This window comes from Microcystis aeruginosa NIES-4325 (assembly GCF_008974145.1).
Lineage (GTDB): Bacteria > Cyanobacteriota > Cyanobacteriia > Cyanobacteriales > Microcystaceae > Microcystis > Microcystis aeruginosa_G.
On record NZ_BJKP01000003.1, the window covers coordinates 138,998 to 154,819 of the forward strand.

Genomic DNA, 15,822 nt, shown 5'->3' on the forward strand with positions numbered 1-15,822 from the left:
GGTCATTATAGCCTAAATGTATTATTGCTCTTGCTCAAGATATCACTGTATAACTCTAAATATTTTTCTGCCTGTAACTCTAAAGTAAATTCTTGCTCCACTTTTTGCCTTGCCTGAATACACAATTTGTTATACCTTTCTGTATCTTCTAATACCCAATTAATTCCGCTTGCTAAGTCTTCCACCTCGAAGGGGTGAGCCAGATAACCATTCTCTTGATGTTCGATCAGATCAGGCATTCCACCAATTTTAAAGGCCACAGAGGGAGTGGCACAGGCGAGAGCTTCCATGACTGTATTGGGAAGATTATCCTCGATTGAGGGAGCAACAAAAATATCGGCGGCGGCATAGACTAAAGCTAGGGAAATATCATCATTTAATCTGCCTAAATAATGGGTTTTCAAGCCAAAATCAGGCGGATTAACTGGTTCAGAAGCACCGAAGACCACTAACTCTAATTTATGCTGCCATATTTCCCACTGACTGAGTTTTTTTATGGCAGGTAGCAGCAGATGAAATCCTTTTCGGTTATCGCTTGTTGCCGTCATAGCACCAAAGAGAATAAGCTGTTTATCTTGGGGTAATCCTAAGAGATGGCGAGCAATTTTTTTCTCGATTGGTTTATACCTTTGAATATCTAAGCCATTGGCAATTACTTCTATCCGTAAATCCCGAAATAGAGAACTATTTCTAGCACAATCTGCTAACCATTGACTGGGGGTAACAATAGTCAGATTTAGATTTTTCCAAGCTTGAGATTTTCGCCACCAAACCCAACGAGAAATATCCCCATCTTGCTGACTTTTTAATTGAGGACAATGACCACAGGATTGGGTATAGCGATCACATTCTCCACTATAATGACAACCACCCGTAAAAGGCCACATATCGTGAGCCGTCCAAACAAGAGGTTGCTTAAATTTGGCTAGGGTTTCAATTTGTAAAAACCCGGCATTAATCCAGTGTAAGTTAATAATATCTGGACTAATTTGGGCTACTCTAGAAACAAGGCGATCGGGAAGCCATTGGATAGAATAAGGTGTTCTCTCTCTTTGAGAATATAATGACAAGGGCAAGTGATCAACCCCAGGTATTAGCTTTGTCCACCCCTTCATTAATTTATTTGCCGGCGATAAAACAGTATAGTCATCACGAGTTTTATCACCAACTAACAGAGTCGAATCTGTACCAGTTTCCCGCAAGCCTTGATGTAAACGATAAACGGCTGCATAGGCACCTCCCCGACCATCAGAATTACTTAGTAAACATACTTTCATGACTTAAAAAATATCCCGTCGATTTGTAATAGTCTTCCAGTCTGTTTATCAGCAAAGTTCGGAATAATCGTATATAGCTCGTAGCCAATTTCTCTCATAAACTCTAGCATATCTTCAAAGAGTATTTGCTGGTCATATAGTGGCACTAAAGACATTTCTATTTGAATCCCTTTAACTAAAGGAAGAATCTGAACAGCACCTTCAATAACTTGCTTTTCAAATCCCTGCACATCTATCTTCAAAAATATTGATTTAGTACCCTCTGTAACGTAGTCTTTAGCTAAAGTATCTAGCCGTCTTAATTGTACTACTTCGGAACCACAATAAGCTGATTCAGGAGCCGCTTGCAGATGAGAATCCAACATCGACAATACGGAGCTACTTTGACTATTCCCAGCAATATTAATGGTGATTTCACCTTCTTGGTTTCCCAAAGCGCAGCGAGGAGCAATTTCCCACAAGTTATCTTCCTTGCTAAGAGTAAGTAATTGGGAGTAAGCACTGGATAAAGGTTCAAAGGATACTATTTTGCCTTGATAACCACAGTCTCGCAGAAAACTAGCATACTGTCCACAGTTAGCACCCACGTCAAAGATTAGCTCTATCTGATGATATTCCAATAACCTTTCCATCAGAGCCACTTGTGAAGTATTAAGATTATATCTCTTGACTTCCAATCCCAGTTTTCTGAATAGTTTTTTAACGATATTTTTTGTCATCTTTTAGTTCTTGTAAAATTTATCAATGTTTTGAAGTTTAATTTAGTGTATTTATTTCTAGGGTTTCATCGCCTCCATAAATAAAGAGTCTGGTTTGCGAATTTTGCCCTCTATCATATCTAAACCGTAACTATTAAAATCTGGTATTCTACTATCATCAGCACGACAAATACGCACATCAATAAATCCCACTTGCTCCAGCAGCCGCTTTAAGGAATAGCGATCATACATCCAAAGATGAATTTCCCCTGAATTCCGAAATATACCCTCTTCAAAAGATTTTTTAGCTTCATTTCCTGCCACAAGTGCTACTAGATATTTAGCTATGATAATTCTCAGTTTCTGTAAAAACCAAGCGGTACTCTTAGCCATTATTCTCTCCCTCATGGACTTTTGATGAGCTTGAATTTCCCAAAACTTTTCCGCTTCCGCACCAATTCGATAACGCACGAAATCCTTATTATTAATACTGGGGTTTAGCAGAAAATCTCTCATTTTGCCTCCGCCAACACTGCGAACAGTTTGATCATAAAGTTCCAGCATCATCCAGTCATAGTCAGGTTCCGCTTCTTTAATACCTGAATCGACTTTTTCTAAAGTGGACAAATATTCTCTAGCTATTGCTTCGAGATCAGGGACAACGACTCTTATTATACCCTTACATTTGAGAATTCGGTAACATTCAGTCAGCAGTTTTCTTGCCTCATCTTGTTGAAAGTGTTCTAAGACATGGGAACTATAACAGGCATCAAATTCAGCATCTGGGTAGGGCAAGTTTTTACGAATATCATATTCTCTAACTTCCGGTGAAGATGACGCTATATCAATATTCACCCAAGCAGGATGAAAGGTGGAGCCACAGCCAAAATTTAATAATCTCATATTTTTACAATGTGTAAACGATTTTTTCTATAGAATTTATAATCATTCTTTTTGTTCCGAAAATATAAATCTACTGCTTTTTTACAGCCTGAATAGTAATAGTAATCATCTATTACTAAAGTTCCACCACGAGATAAATAAGGCTCGATTCGACTTAAACAACACATGACAGAATCATACCAATCACAATCAATATGGGCGAATGAGACGGGACTATTAATTTTCAAGGTATGTTGATATAGACCTTTAATGAAATTAACGTTATTCTCTTGAGGCTCAATTGAAAATTTCTTAAATGACTGTATAACTCTAGTATATAAATCATCTTCATACCCATAATATTTTTCTCCTCCTATACCACTAGAATTACCACTTGCTATAACCTCATAACGATTCTGAGCATCTATTCCATCTTGTTCTGATGGTGGAGGTATCGTTCCAAAGACATCATAAACATACAAAGGTCTTTCTTTGCTCTTGGCGCTTGCAATAGCTATAGCAGAACCACCTAAAGCACAACCAGCTTCAATAATAATTCCCTTTACCCCTTTCCTTTCATTATTTATGGCTATTTTTACCAGATCACAAATAGTTTGCTTTTCCAGATAACTTAACTTTTGTAGAATAATTGCTTCTATGATACTAGCTATTTCTGGATTTTTCATGCAAAATATTTTGAAATCAATCTTGGAAAATAATGATCTTGATGTAGCAACCACTTCTTTTATGTTTAGTTCAGGCATATAAATTTCTCCAATACTTGTTTATGTTTTATGACTGAAATTGAGATTTCCACTGATTAATGCTAGACCAAGGAAGTCTAATTCGAGTTTCATAGGCTGATTCTATCCAAGATGTTATACTTTTCCAATCGTTTCTAGATACTACAGGTAAATTAGTATCTTTATAAATTTCTATAGCTCGGTTATCTACCGCCAGAATTAATGTTCTCTTTTTGTTTTGCAAAGCTCTAACACCAGCGTGTAATCTTGTCCCAATGTAATCAAGTTCGAGAGTTAATACTTGATCTAATGCTTGCAGGCTAGGTTGAACATATATTGCTTTATTTCCATAAATGCTATACATATACTTGTAGTCTTTTGGCTGCTGAGTCCAAAAATAAATATTACTATATTTTTCTCTTAGGAGTTCAATTAAATTAGAATCATATTCTTGATTTTGGTTATATTCTGTAAATGTGACTAAGACAGAATCTGATTTCCTTTTAGGAATATCTTCACAGTGTTCATCAGTTAATGACCACATAGTTGGACAAGCAGTATTAACTACATTGTTGATCCCTATAGATTCTAACTGTCTTTTTGTATAATTATCTCTCACGGAATGCAAATAGCCTTTATGGAGAACCCTATGATACAATATCTTGGTGTATAAATTAGGCTTGTTTTGGTATTGCCACCACCCCACCCCCATCAAAATTACATCCCTAATAAATAAGCTGTCCCATAAATTAATTTTCCATTGATTGTAGTAATTCATATTAGAGGATAGCAAATTTGTCCCTCCAATAATTTTAATATCACTATTTTCTAGATACCTGTAAGAGGTTTTAGATAGAACATCTTGAGTTTGAATTTTTATCAAGAACAAATTTTGAAATATATCATCTAATATTTTTTGCACCGAATCTACAATAATTTGATCGCCAAGATTTGGACTACAGATTGATGGGTCTAGAAGAGCTACATATTTGAAATTAGTCATTTTATTAAATGTTTTTTAACACAATTTTAAGTCTTAACTTTTGTTGGTCAAGAAATTTAGTTTTTGTCATGATATTCTTAGTAAACTTTAAGTTTTCATTAACTTGTCAAAATATTCTTTATCAACAACAGAAGGATTGATTTTGAGAGTAAATTCAAGGGAAGTTGTAGTTAGGTTGGCCAATTCTGCGATGGTCAGAAAAGTGGTAATTTTTTCGAGAATAATAGCTTTCTCAATTTGTTCAAAAACTCATGTAATCCCCGTGACTGGACGTTGACCACATCCTACTAAATCTACATTTAGCATAATTCCTCAATACCTGACAATTTCACTTCACGCTTTCGATAATAGCACGAACTGCCTTACACTTCTCAATATTATCGGCTCTATCTGGACGAAGGCCATAGGCAACGACTAATAATCAAGGTGGTTTAGCCTGACGGATGACTTCAAACACCTTTTCCGTCGTATATGATCGATTGAAAATCAAAAACGCCATTGGCGTTTTTAGTTGAAGTTCGCCCATAGTAGAAAAATTTGTGGTTAATATGGTAGTTGATTGCATTACAGTTGTCAAGTTATTTTTGTCTCTCCCGGCGGACATCTCTTGAAGATTATCGAAGCCACAAAATCCTCACTAAACAGTTGTTGAATATCAAATCGATTTAAGGTTTACTGACAAATTTGTATATTACTCATTAAATATACTATTAGTATCATCTGGAATAGAGTATTTTTTTAAACTGGCGCATATAAATTAGATTTTGCTGATAACGGAAAGGTATAAATAAAGCCCGGGTCAACATTAACCCCATCTCAAACGTTGCTGGATACAATAACATGGAAACATAATAGGCTAAGGACAGAGAAATAGTTGTTGCTATTGCCGCACCCACACCACCATAAGAAGGAATAAGCAAAAAATTAAGTAAGATATTAACTACAGCACCTAAGGTAGTGGTCAAGAAATTAAACTGATTCATATTTTCCGCCAGCAACCATTTACCACGAGCAATACCCAAAAAGACAAAGGGTCCCGCCCAAATGTGCCATGCTAAAATCCTACCAGCTTCAGCATACTCTTGACCCAACAAGTTTACTATCAAAGGGAGAGAAAAAAAGTTCATAGAAACTGCAATCAAAATTGCTATCCAAGCCATTATATCGTAAAGCTGTTGCAGTCTGGCATAATATTCACTTTTACTGCGCTGTTTAGCTCGCATGATGGCAGGAAAAACTGAAGAACAGACAGCCATGGGAATAAAATACCAAATTTCTGAAAATCTTACCGCTACTGAATAGTTGCCAACTGCTTCTATACTAGCCATATTGCCTAACATTACTTGATCGATCTTCATATAAATAGTAACCATTACACCTGCAAGCATTAAAGTCCAGGAATCTGTTAACATCTCTGTCCCTTTTGACCAATTGAATCGCCATTGCAGCAAAGATTGATTTTGCTGATAATAAACCCAGATTATTCCAAGCATTTTAATAAACTGATCGACTAGAAGTAACCAAACAAAAGCCATAAGAGGCAGATGAAAAGCAATGAATAAAACTTTAACCAGAGAACTCAGAATCAATTGGACAATTGCAACAACAGCTACAATTCCTGAACGTACCTGTGATTGAAACCAAAATTCAATGACATCAAAGGCACTAAACAATAAACCAAAGGCAATCACCAAAACCATAAAACGGGTGTCGGATTGGCTATTAAACCACCAATTCGCTCCACCAATTAGAATAATCGTGGCGCAACTAGCCATTAGCTTCAACAGAAAGGATGTTCCCAAAATTTCTGGAGTTGCCCTTTCTTCTTGGACAAGATTACGGACAACAATCCCATTCAGTCCCAAACCAGAAATAATACCAAAAAGAGCAACAAAACTGCTACTGTAGCTTAACTGACCGAAGTTTTCTGCCCCTAGATACCTAATCACATAAATCCCTACCCCAAACGCCACTATCATGGTCAACAGACGCTCGGCAAATAGCCAACCGAAATTGCCCAGAATATTTCGCAATCCAGGACTCAGTTTTTCCATCACCGCTCTCCACTTTGCCCCCATTTAGCCCCTATGTCTTAACATATCGCTCTGTGTCCCAAGCTGTTTAAAAGCTAAATATACACTATAGAAACCGAAAGGGCAAGCCCATGACCAAATCCCTACCAAGCATCCCTAGCAAGCTCAGATATTTGAGGACACCGCTCTAGATTCTTCGATCCAGAGTAGGATGACAGGGATCACAGTTCGAGTAGAATGAGAATAATTTGAGAATATCCCTATGTCAACACAGAGGAAGGATAGTTGGCAATTTCTGCCACAGTGGTATAGCATAGCCGATTATCACCAGTTAACCTTAACCAGACCTCCTGACACCTAACCGCAAGAGAGATTTTAAGATAAATTTACCTACAGAGTAAATCATAGATTAATGATGAACAACCAACAAAACGGGGCTTTGAAAACCCAAAGCCAAGGAAATCTACCAGTTTTTGCTCAACCGGCTTTTATCCCCTCCGTGACGCAGGAAGAAGAGGAACTCAACCTGCGCCAAGTTCTTTCCGTGATCAAGCATCGCTGGTGGTTAATCGCTGGCATCACCCTAGGAGTGGCGGGGGCGATCGCTGCTTGGACTTTCTTAAAAACCCCTATCTATCAAGGCAAATTCTTGCTGCTCATCGGTCAACCGATTGAGGAAAATAAAAGTTCTTCCACACTGGCAGCCCAAGATATCCTGCCTCAGTTGGGTGGAGAGAACATCGATTATGATACCCAAATCGCCGTTTTAACAAGTCCTCAACTCCTTAACCCCATACTTGGTAAAATAACTCCTAAATATCCCGACTTTACCTACAGTGACTTAATCAGTAAAACTGGCAAATCTGATCTCAAAATTAGTCAATTAAAAAAGACGAAAGTTTTAGAAATTTCCTATCAAGATGCGGAACCGGAAAAAATCAAGCTGGTTTTAGATAATTTAGCCCGTCATTACCTAAACTATAGTTCTCAGGAACGGAAGACCGAAATTAATCAAGGGTTAGATTTTGTTAACGCTCAATTGCCCGTGCTGCGGGAACGAGTTAATACTCTACAAAAACAAATGCAGCAATTCCGGCAGCAATACAATTTCCTCGATCCTGATAAAGAAGCGACTCGTTTATCACAACAGTTAACCGCTACCGAACAAGATTATCGGGCAGCCCAAGTCGCCCTTAACGAAATTAACTCTCGCTATCAAGCTTTACAGCAACAGGTGGGATTGGCCCCTAATCAAGCAATTATCGCTACTTATCTCAGTGAATCTCCCGGTTATCAAGATTTGCTCAAGCAGCTACAGGAAGTAGAAGTGGAATTGGCCAAACAATCGGCGGTTTTCGCCAAAGATAGCCCTATAATCGCCACCCTAGAGGAAAAACGGGCTAATTTACTGCCCTTACTGCAAAACGAAGCCCAGAGAACCCTAGGGGAAAAACTGCCCCAGACAGTGGGTAATTCCCCGGCTTTGGTATCTCAGAGCGCTTTGCGAGTACAATTAACCCAACAATTGGTGGAAGCCGCTAACAGTCGCCAAACCCTAGAAATTAAGGTAGAATCCCTTGCCCGGGCCCTCGAACAACAGAAAGCCTCGGTCAAAAATCTGGCGGTTTTAGCCCGTCGCTATACGGATTTGCAGCGAGAATTGGAAATTGCCACCACCAGTCTCGGCCGTTTTCTGGAGGAACAACAAAAATTACAGCTACAGGTGGCACAACAAGTGGTGCCTTGGCAACTGATTGCCCCTCCAGAAGTAGAGGAAGATTTCGTTTCTCCTAAACCCGTGCGAAATCTAGCTTTAGGGGTTATCGGTGGCCTGTTACTAGGTATGGGGGCGGCCTTTTTAGCTGAAAGATTAGACCCCGTTCATCATAGTGCAGATGAACTAAAAGAAGATACCAAACTACCCCTTTTAGGCGCAATTCCTTGGCAAAAAGACCTCGGTACGATCGAAAAAGTGATCACCGCCGCCCTACCCCAGTTAACAGTCGGCGATCGCAAACTTACTATCCCTAATGCTACCCCAAAATCAGCCAACGAAAACCCCTCCTACTATAATTTCTCCCCCTTCTCGGAAGCTTTCCGCACTCTTAACACCAATATTCGTCTCCTCGGTTCCGATTCCCCCCTCAAGTCCCTCGTGATTAGTTCTGTATCACCGGGAGATGGTAAAACCACCATATCAATAAATATCGCTAAGGCGGCCGCTAGTATGGGACAAAGAGTCTTGCTGGTGGATGCCGACCTGCGACGACCCCAAATTCATCTGCGACTTAATCTCGATAACGACCACGGCCTTAGTAATGTCATCGCCGAGGGTCTCGATTGGAACGAGGCAATTCAATCCCTACCCCGCTACGAGAATTTATCGATTCTTACCGCTGGTCCAATTCCCCCGGATCCCACCCGTTTGCTTTCTTCCCAGAGAATGCAGGAGATGATCTCGCAATTACAGCAAGACCACGCCTTCGATCTAATTATCTACGATCTACCACCGATCGCCGCTTTTGCCGATGGGAAAATTCTCGCCGCCATGGCCACCGGACTGATTCTCGTCACCAAATTGGGCAAAACCGATCGCTTTGCGCTGAAAAATCTGCTCGAAGATCTGAAATTATCCCACATTTCCGTGTTAGGTTTAGTGGCTAATAACGTTAGTCGAAAAGACCACAATTATCGTTACTATGGCCATTACTACGGGAAAAGATAATTAAATCCCATCCCAGTTACTATTTATCAGTTATCAACTTTTAATTGATGTTAAATGCGAGTTTTAATCTGGTATCGCAATGATCTGCGGCTTCACGATCACGAGGCAATTTATCAAGCCATTCAAGAACAATTAGAGATAATTCCCTTCTATTGTTTTGATGAGCGTCAATTTGGTTTTACTTCCTACGGGTTTCCAAAAACTGGCAAGTTCCGGGCTAGATTTTTATTAGAAAGCGTAGCCAATTTGCGACAATCTCTGGAAAGTTTAGGCGGTAATTTAATTATCCGACGGGGAAAACCAGAAGACATTATCCCGCAATTAGTTCAAGAATTGCAGATAGGCAAGGTTTATTATCATCAAGAGGTAACAGCAGAGGAATTAGCGGTAGAAAAAGCGGTAAATAAGGCTTTATCCGGGGTTCCTGTGCAGATAAAAACTTTTTGGACAGCCACTTTATGTCATCCTGATGACTTACCTTTTACCCTTAATCAACTGCCAGAATTATTTACTAATTTTCGTAAACAAGTCGAACGTCATTGGGAAATAAGAACAACTTATCCCAGTCCGAAAAAGTTGACAAAATTACCTAAAATAGATTTAGGAAATCTTCCTAGTTTAAACGATTTAGGCTTAACAGAACCAATTCTAGATCAGGGAGGTGTTTTGTCGTTTCAAGGGGGTGAAATGGCAGGAAAATCACGGGTTAAAGAATATATTTGGGATAGTGATTCCTTAAAAACCTATAAGGAAACCCGCAATGAAATGTTAGGGACTAATTATTCCTCAAAGTTCTCAGCTTGGTTAAGTTTTGGCTGTCTTTCCCCCCGTTATATCTATGAGGAAGTAAAAAAATATGAGCAAACAAGAGTAAAAAATGACTCTACCTATTGGCTGATTTTTGAATTATTATGGCGAGATTTTTTCCGATTTATTTGCAGTAAACACGGTAATAAAATCTTCTATAAATCTGGATTGCAAGAACTTAATTTGCCTTGGTTAGAAGATTGGGAAAGATTTAATCTTTGGTGTCAGGGAAAAACTGGTTATCCCCTTGTGGATGCTAACATGAGAGAGTTAGCCGCTACAGGATTTATGTCAAATCGGGGCCGGCAAAATGTCGCTAGTTTTCTGACCAAAAATCTCGGTATTGATTGGTGTATGGGAGCAGAATGGTTCGAGTCATTATTAATTGATTACGATGTCTGTAGTAATTGGGGTAATTGGAATTACACAGCTGGTGTCGGCAATGACGCACGAGGATTTCGTTATTTTAATATCCCGAAACAGTCGAAAGACTATGATCCCAAAGGTGATTATTTACGTCACTGGTTGCCCGAATTATCCCTAATAAAAGGCGATAAAATTCACGAACCCTATAAATTATCCCCAGAGGAACAAAAGCGTTATGGGTTGATTTTAGGGGTTAATTATCCTCGTCCCATTGTCGATTTTTTTCAATCGATTAAACACAATGAAAAAATTTATCTTCAGTATTTCAGTAATCAGTAATCAGTGGATATTGACTTAATATTATCTCAAGACTATAATTCCTTCTAGACAAGAAACTTATCCAAATACAAATGATTTTTATTGCTCCGTATTTTTTCAGTTAAATTGAATGAACAACGATAGATATACATTTCAGTCATCCAACTATTTATACTCAACGGATTTAGTATTATTGCGCCATCTGATAACTGATAACTGATAACTGATAACTGATAACTGATAACTGATAACTGATAACTGATAACTGATTAAGACATTTCTAACATTCTTTGAATCGGCAACAGCGCCTTAATTCTTAAATCTTCAGAAATAGTAATTTCTGGAGTTTTATCTCGCATACAGAGATACAATTTTTCGAGAGTGTTCAGTCTCATGTAGGGACACTCATTACAAGCACAGTTATTTAAAGCTGGTGCGGGGATAAATACCTTCTCTGGGGCGTATTTTTGCATCTGGTGAATAATCCCTGGTTCTGTGGCGACAATAAAGGTTTTTTCAGAACTTTTCAGGGAATAATTTAATAGTGCCGTCGTGGAACCAATATAATCGGCATGGCGTAAAACCGATGCTTCACACTCAGGATGGGCGATAATTTTTGCTTCTGGATGGGCAACTTTTAATTCTATTATCTTGCGTTCGGAAAAAGTTTCATGGACAATACAACTACCCTGCCAGAGAACTAAATCTCTACCAGTTTGCTGACTGACGTAACGGCCTAAATTGCGATCGGGAGCGAATATAATCGGTTGATGGACAGGGATTTGATTGACTATTTTGACTGCATTGGAACTGGTGCAGATAATATCACTCATGGCTTTAATTTCTGCACTGCAATTAATATAGGAAATCACGATATGATCGGGATATTGGGCTTGAAAACGAGCAAAATCTTCAGGATGACAACTATCTGCTAAAGAACATCCTGCATCTAAATCCGGCAGCAATACCAACTTATCTGGATTTAAGATTTTAGCTGTTTCTGCCATGAAGTGAACCCCCGCAAATACGATCACATCTGCTGGCGTTTGGGCAGCCTGTTGGGATAAACCTAGAGAATCACCAATATAATCAGCTATATCCTGTATGTCAGAATTTTGATAGTAGTGAGCCAGAATAACGGCGTTTAATTCCTGTTTAAGCTCTTTAATTGCTATAAATAGGTCATCAGGTAAGCTCGATCGATTTGCGGGTTGAACAGTTGTGAACACGGTGGAATTTATGGTTATTTTTACCAAATACTAAATGAGTCTCTACATCATAGCAAATTTTTTTAAAGTGATTAGGGAGTGGGAATTATGAATTATGAATTGGGGAGGAGTGGGCTGACAGGTGTAGGTTTATTACAAAGAGGTGAGCAGTCACACACTAGACCTCGACCTAATTTAATTAAATCACAATAATAGGATATAGTGCGCTTAAATGAATTGTGAAAAGGCATCGTATTTCTTAAGGTTAGGAAAATTAAATAATTGAAATTTGGCAAAAAACTCGAACAAGCGTTTAACCACTCGAAAATTTTTGTCCAACCAATAAAATCTTCTCAAAAGATTTTTTATAGTCATTTCAAATAAGTATGATACAAGTAAAAAATAAGGTAAAATAAGGAGAAACAAGCAACCCATACAGAAAAATGTCCTGACAGGGGGACAAGCCAGCTAGAAGGTAGATAGGGCAAGCGATATAGCTCTTTGTCCCTTGATGTAATCCTTCAACCGATAGCGGCTAATTTGCATTAGCTCTTCTATATTTTTTGGGAACATTTGATGTAGCTGGAGTCAATGATAGAGATGTTGACCCACATAAAAACTACTGTGTCTGCGTTGACCTTTATATAGCGGTTCTCGCATCTGTGCGGCACACTTAAACCTTTGCTGATTAAGCTGTTCAGGATCGGGAATGTACCTCGTGTGAATCAGAAACGCTATAAACTATCAGTATAGACCTCGTTTCCACACAGAAACCAGAAGAGCCGAAACTGAAGAAGAAAAATTACGGGTTTTAACTGATAGCGTTTCTCATAAAGATTAAGATGTCCGCCACGAATAAGGAAAAATGGTACTAGGGGATTGATTGACAAGATGGGTGGGTTGGGGGATTTGTCAGTAATCAGCGAGGGGGAGTAGCTGCGGATATCTAATAGCCATCCCTTTTGCTCAAAAAATATGGTATGATAGAGAATTGTGAGTTTTACGAAAGCCGATGAAAACGGAAGAGATTATCAAATCAATCGAAGCCGAGTATCTCAAGAGCGATCTGCCCATTATCCATGTCGGAGACACGATCCGGGTAGGGGTGCGAATCGTAGAAGGAGATAAAGAGCGGATTCAGCCCTACGAGGGCATTGTCATCGCCAAACGCCATGGCGGTATCAACGAAACGATTACAGTCCGCAAAGTCTTCCAGGGTGTGGGAGTAGAAAGAGTCTTCCTGCTTCACTCGCCGCGGGTTGCCAGTATCAAGATCATCCGTCGTGGTAAAGTACGTCGGGCGAAACTCTACTATCTGCGCGATCGGGTTGGCAAAGCCACCAGGGTACAAGAACGTTTCGATCGCCCCCTCTAAAAAATTTCCGGCGACAGCCTAACCAAGAAAGTTGCACAATCGCCAACAACTACGCTATAATAAATAAAGGCCTTAAAAAAGCCAAATCGTTTAGCGAATGGGCGCTCTTAGTTCAGTTGGTAGAACGCAGGTCTCCAAAACCTGATGTCGGGGGTTCAAGTCCTCCAGGGCGCGTTTGGTAACTACCAAGCCGATAACTGCAAAGGACATAATCTAAATGTCTGGGGGTTAGTGTGGGTTGTCCGGTGAAAATGATAAGTTAAGGATAGCCTGAGTATCATTTTAAGGAGTAGCGATCGTGGCCAAAAAAGAAACCCTAGAAAAAGACGCGAGCGACAAGAAAGAGGGAAGCTCTTTTCAAGTCAAGGAATTCGTCAATGAAACCAAAGAGGAACTCGCCAAAGTCGTCTGGCCTTCCCGTCAGCAACTTTTGAGCGAATCGGCGGCGGTGATGTTAATGGTGACTTTGGTAGCCACTCTCATCTATCTGATTGATAAATTCTTTGCCTGGGGTGCGGGGAAGGTGTTCCCATGAATCTAGAAGAAGAGCAGTTTCCCGAAGAAGTCAATCTTAGCGGCCTACCGAAAAAACCCCGTTGGTATGCCGTGCAGGTGGCATCCGGTTGTGAGAAACGGGTCAAAGCTAATTTGGAACAGCGCATCCACACCCTCGATGTGGCCGATCGCATTCTACAAGTCCAGATTCCCCAAGCGGCCACCGTCAAAGTCCGCAAGGATGGTTCGCGGCAGCACGGCGAGGAAAAAGTCTTCCCCGGTTATGTCCTGATCAGAATGATCATGGATGATGACGCTTGGCAGGTGGTAAAAAACACCCCCCACGTGATCAACTTTGTCGGGGCTGAACAAAAGCGGCGCTACGGACGCGGCCGCGGTCACGTCACCCCGTTACCCTTGAGTATGTCAGAAGTCGATCGCATCTTCAAACAAGCTCAGATTCAAGAACCCGTCGTCAAAATCAATATGGAGGTTGGCGATCAAATCTTGGTTCTATCCGGTCCATTTAAGGACTTTGAAGGGGAAGTGATCGAAGTTAGTCCCGAGCGCGGCAAACTCAAGGCCCTGCTCTCCATTTTTGGTCGGGATACCCCGGTCGAATTGGAATTTAATCAAGTCGAAAAACAAAACTAAATCATGGCTAAAAAAGTCGTCGCAATTATTAAACTAGCTTTACCTGCTGGCAAGGCTAACCCTGCTCCTCCGGTCGGTCCTGCTTTAGGTCAACACGGGGTAAATATTATGGCGTTCTGTAAAGATTACAACGCTAAAACCGCCGATCAGGCCGGAATGATCATCCCTGTGGAAATCTCCGTTTTTGAGGATCGTAGTTTTACCTTTGTCCTCAAAACTCCTCCCGCGTCCGTTCTCATCCGCAAAGCGGCTGGTGTGGAAAGAGGTTCCAACGAACCTAACAAGAAATTTGTCGCCACCATTACCCGCGACCAATTACGGGAAATCGCTCAGACTAAAATGCCCGATCTTAACGCTAACGACATCGAAGCGGCCATGAATATTGTGGCGGGGACGGCCAGAAATATGGGTGTCAAGATCTCAGACTAAATCTTATTACGGGGAGAAGCCCAGCTTCGTTATCACCCAAGGAGCAACAAATCAGATGGTAAAAAAAGTTTCACGACGTTTGCGAGATGCCCAGGCTAAGGTAGAAAATAAAGCCTACGAGCCATTGGAAGCACTGACATTATTAAAGGAATTAGCGACGGCGAAATTCGACGAAACCGCCGAAGCTCATATTCGTTTAGGTATCGATCCTAAATATACCGACCAACAACTGCGGACAACGGTAAGTTTACCCAAAGGAACCGGACGCACGGTGCGAGTAGCGGTCATTACTCGCGGGGAAAAGGTACAGGAAGCGAACAACGCCGGGGCTGATATCGTTGGTTCAGAAGAATTAATCGAAGAAATCGCCAAGGGGATGATGGATTTCGAGGTGTTGATCGCCACCCCCGATATGATGCCGAAAGTGGCGAAATTAGGTCGTCAACTCGGTCCACGGGGTTTAATGCCCTCACCGAAAGGGGGAACCGTAACCACGGATTTAACTGGGGCGATCTCTGAGTTTAAAGCGGGTAAATTGGAATTCCGGGCCGATCGCACCGGAATCGTTCACGTTCAATTTGGTAAAGCTTCCTTTAGTTCCGAGGATCTGTTAATCAATTTGAAAGCTTTACAGGAAACGGTGGACAAAAACCGTCCTTCTGGGGCCAAAGGTCGTTACTGGCGTACAGTTTACGTTTCTTCTTCCATGGGTCCATCGATTCAAGTGGATATTAGCGCCCTGCGGGATCTGAAATTAGCAGAAGGTTAATGACAGTTATTTTTCTTTGAAAAAGCCTCCAAGTGATTGG

14 protein-coding genes, 1 tRNA gene and 1 pseudogene are annotated in these 15,822 nt (G+C 40.5%); 8 read left to right on the plus strand and 8 right to left on the minus strand.

What is annotated here, in order from left to right; translation table 11 throughout:
- Positions 1 to 5: 5 nt before the first annotated feature.
- The 6 genes from MiAbW_RS02775 to MiAbW_RS02800 all read right to left on the minus strand — a co-directional run bounded on the left by MiAbW_RS02775 (position 6) and on the right by MiAbW_RS02800 (position 6,657).
- Entirely contained in the window at positions 6 to 1,277 is a 1,272-nt protein-coding gene (locus tag MiAbW_RS02775; protein WP_151694829.1) for a glycosyltransferase family 4 protein, read from the minus strand.
- Complete coding sequence (locus MiAbW_RS02780) at positions 1,274 to 1,996, minus strand: FkbM family methyltransferase (RefSeq protein ID WP_151694830.1); 723 nt, start codon at positions 1,994 to 1,996, stop codon at positions 1,274 to 1,276. Before MiAbW_RS02780 ends, MiAbW_RS02775 begins: the two co-directional genes overlap by 4 nt.
- A gap of 57 nt (positions 1,997 to 2,053) precedes the next feature.
- A complete protein-coding gene (locus MiAbW_RS02785; protein ID WP_151694831.1) occupies positions 2,054 to 2,878 on the minus strand; it encodes a class I SAM-dependent methyltransferase in 825 nt (274 codons plus the stop codon).
- A complete protein-coding gene (locus MiAbW_RS02790) occupies positions 2,875 to 3,621 on the minus strand; it encodes a TylF/MycF/NovP-related O-methyltransferase (protein ID WP_151694832.1) in 747 nt (248 codons plus the stop codon). Before MiAbW_RS02790 ends, MiAbW_RS02785 begins: the two co-directional genes overlap by 4 nt.
- A gap of 28 nt (positions 3,622 to 3,649) precedes the next feature.
- Positions 3,650 to 4,603 (minus strand): polysaccharide pyruvyl transferase family protein, encoded by a 954-nt coding sequence (locus MiAbW_RS02795; RefSeq protein ID WP_151694833.1) that lies wholly within the window; start codon positions 4,601 to 4,603, stop codon positions 3,650 to 3,652.
- A 716-nt stretch (positions 4,604 to 5,319) separates the two neighbouring features.
- Positions 5,320 to 6,657 carry a flippase gene (locus MiAbW_RS02800; RefSeq protein ID WP_238707181.1) on the minus strand — a complete coding sequence of 446 codons (1,338 nt, stop codon included), beginning with the start codon at positions 6,655 to 6,657 and terminating at the stop codon, positions 5,320 to 5,322.
- Positions 6,658 to 7,048: 391 nt separating this feature from the next.
- On the opposite strand from MiAbW_RS02800, the gene MiAbW_RS02805 reads away from it, so the two are divergent.
- Positions 7,049 to 9,361 (plus strand): GumC family protein, encoded by a 2,313-nt coding sequence (locus MiAbW_RS02805; protein ID WP_151694835.1) that lies wholly within the window; start codon positions 7,049 to 7,051, stop codon positions 9,359 to 9,361.
- Positions 9,362 to 9,415: 54 nt separating this feature from the next.
- On the plus strand, positions 9,416 to 10,873 hold the full coding sequence (locus tag MiAbW_RS02810; RefSeq protein WP_151694836.1) for a DASH family cryptochrome: 1,458 nt from the start codon (positions 9,416 to 9,418) through the stop codon (positions 10,871 to 10,873).
- 248 nt (positions 10,874 to 11,121) lie between these two features.
- On the opposite strand, the gene nadA is transcribed toward MiAbW_RS02810, so the two are convergent.
- Positions 11,122 to 12,081, minus strand: coding sequence for a quinolinate synthase NadA (nadA, locus tag MiAbW_RS02815; RefSeq protein ID WP_151694837.1), 960 nt, complete (start codon positions 12,079 to 12,081; stop codon positions 11,122 to 11,124).
- Between the two features lie 207 nt (positions 12,082 to 12,288).
- A pseudogene (locus tag MiAbW_RS19870) lies at positions 12,289 to 12,429 on the minus strand (IS630 family transposase); the annotation flags it as partial.
- A 643-nt stretch (positions 12,430 to 13,072) separates the two neighbouring features.
- On the opposite strand from MiAbW_RS19870, the gene rplS reads away from it, so the two are divergent.
- The 6 genes from rplS (at position 13,073) to rplA (ending at position 15,782) form a co-directional block, all read left to right on the plus strand.
- Complete coding sequence (gene rplS / locus MiAbW_RS02825; RefSeq protein ID WP_002738040.1) at positions 13,073 to 13,435, plus strand: 50S ribosomal protein L19; 363 nt, start codon at positions 13,073 to 13,075, stop codon at positions 13,433 to 13,435.
- Between the two features lie 101 nt (positions 13,436 to 13,536).
- Positions 13,537 to 13,609 (plus strand) — tRNA-Trp (locus MiAbW_RS02830).
- Positions 13,610 to 13,733: 124 nt separating this feature from the next.
- Complete coding sequence (secE, locus tag MiAbW_RS02835) at positions 13,734 to 13,970, plus strand: preprotein translocase subunit SecE (RefSeq protein WP_002737505.1); 237 nt, start codon at positions 13,734 to 13,736, stop codon at positions 13,968 to 13,970.
- The gene (gene nusG / locus MiAbW_RS02840) at positions 13,967 to 14,584 is read left to right on the plus strand and encodes a transcription termination/antitermination protein NusG (RefSeq protein WP_151694838.1); all 618 of its coding nucleotides are present in this window, start codon (positions 13,967 to 13,969) and stop codon (positions 14,582 to 14,584) included. The genes secE and nusG overlap by 4 nt, the downstream gene beginning before the upstream one ends.
- Positions 14,585 to 14,587: 3 nt before the next feature.
- Positions 14,588 to 15,013: a 50S ribosomal protein L11 gene (rplK, locus tag MiAbW_RS02845; protein ID WP_002735897.1), complete on the plus strand. Its 426-nt coding sequence runs from the start codon at positions 14,588 to 14,590 to the stop codon at positions 15,011 to 15,013.
- A 55-nt stretch (positions 15,014 to 15,068) separates the two neighbouring features.
- Complete coding sequence (gene rplA, locus MiAbW_RS02850) at positions 15,069 to 15,782, plus strand: 50S ribosomal protein L1 (protein WP_151694839.1); 714 nt, start codon at positions 15,069 to 15,071, stop codon at positions 15,780 to 15,782.
- The last annotated feature ends 40 nt before the right edge of the window (positions 15,783 to 15,822 follow it).

Coding starts and splice junctions, on each gene's coding strand:
- MiAbW_RS02810 (WP_151694836.1), top strand. CDS start 9,416: ATGCGAGTTTTAATCTGGTATCGCAATGATCTGCGGCTTCACGATCAC.
- nusG (WP_151694838.1), top strand. CDS start 13,967: ATGAATCTAGAAGAAGAGCAGTTTCCCGAAGAAGTCAATCTTAGCGGC.
- MiAbW_RS02775 (WP_151694829.1), bottom strand. CDS start 1,277: ATGAAAGTATGTTTACTAAGTAATTCTGATGGTCGGGGAGGTGCCTAT.
- MiAbW_RS02795 (WP_151694833.1), bottom strand. CDS start 4,603: ATGACTAATTTCAAATATGTAGCTCTTCTAGACCCATCAATCTGTAGT.
- rplK (WP_002735897.1), top strand. CDS start 14,588: ATGGCTAAAAAAGTCGTCGCAATTATTAAACTAGCTTTACCTGCTGGC.
- MiAbW_RS02805 (WP_151694835.1), top strand. CDS start 7,049: ATGATGAACAACCAACAAAACGGGGCTTTGAAAACCCAAAGCCAAGGA.
- MiAbW_RS02800 (WP_238707181.1), bottom strand. CDS start 6,657: ATGGAAAAACTGAGTCCTGGATTGCGAAATATTCTGGGCAATTTCGGT.
- MiAbW_RS02780 (WP_151694830.1), bottom strand. CDS start 1,996: ATGACAAAAAATATCGTTAAAAAACTATTCAGAAAACTGGGATTGGAA.
- MiAbW_RS02785 (WP_151694831.1), bottom strand. CDS start 2,878: ATGAGATTATTAAATTTTGGCTGTGGCTCCACCTTTCATCCTGCTTGG.
- rplS (WP_002738040.1), top strand. CDS start 13,073: ATGAAAACGGAAGAGATTATCAAATCAATCGAAGCCGAGTATCTCAAG.
- MiAbW_RS02790 (WP_151694832.1), bottom strand. CDS start 3,621: ATGCCTGAACTAAACATAAAAGAAGTGGTTGCTACATCAAGATCATTA.
- rplA (WP_151694839.1), top strand. CDS start 15,069: ATGGTAAAAAAAGTTTCACGACGTTTGCGAGATGCCCAGGCTAAGGTA.